The sequence below is a fragment of the Sporomusa sp. genome (assembly GCF_057736855.1).
Genome location: NZ_JBYKYF010000247.1, coordinates 3,945 through 4,657, shown reverse-complemented (window position 1 = coordinate 4,657; position 713 = coordinate 3,945). Strand labels below are relative to the sequence as shown.

General features: G+C 38.6%; 1 protein-coding gene and 1 pseudogene. One reads left to right on the top strand and one right to left on the bottom strand.

Going from position 1 to position 713, the window contains the following annotated elements; translation table 11 throughout:
• Nucleotides 1–182 (bottom strand): annotated as a pseudogene (locus tag AC29Z1_RS13795) (hypothetical protein); the annotation flags it as partial.
• Nucleotides 183–512: 330 nt separating this feature from the next.
• Between AC29Z1_RS13795 and AC29Z1_RS13790 the strand changes: the two are divergent.
• Nucleotides 513–713 (top strand): RNA polymerase sigma factor (locus tag AC29Z1_RS13790; RefSeq protein WP_488272032.1); only part of this gene is annotated, 201 nt, incomplete at its 3' end.

The following is a 713-nucleotide window of genomic DNA, read 5'->3' as shown; positions in this document are numbered from 1 at the left end:
TAGAAAGCCGCTTTTTGCCTTACGGCATAAAAGCGGCTTTGTCTACAATCTGAGCAGTACCACGGTAAAGTGCCTTGCTGGCAAAGGGTATGTACCCGACGCTGGGATATCCCCCACTTGGCTGCGGCTTTTTTAGGAGTGATATATTGCAAATTTGCTCGCCTCTCCCGGTTCCGGTTCATTTTGACTATTTTGCAGATGGGGGTTATAGCTACCTAAAATGATTCTACATATAGTTTCCTTATCTGCTATTTATTTCCTCCGATTGTAGTCGAAGTTTCGAATAATGTTGACAAAAATTTGTAATAACAAGATCAATTATTTTGCATAACTACCTTTACATTCATAATACGACAAACTATTACATTGATTACACAAAAAATGGTAAGTGGTGGCAGTTTTGGTGGTAGGGGATTTTATATAATTTCATTAAATATTTTTCTGCATAGACAACAGGACAAGCAGGTATCGACAGGTCGTACATGTTGCTTCTGGGGGAGGATTATGGAATCATGATTAGGGTGGTGCAACCGGAAGAAAAGCAATGGATTATACCAGCTGATGAAAATAACCAAACTTTTAGCGAAATCTACAAGGAGTATTTTCCGCGGATATACAATTATGTCTTTTACCGGGTGAACAATTATCATGACGCAGATGATTTGTGTAGTGAGATTTTCGTCAAAATCTTTGCCAATCTGAAGCATTATCAT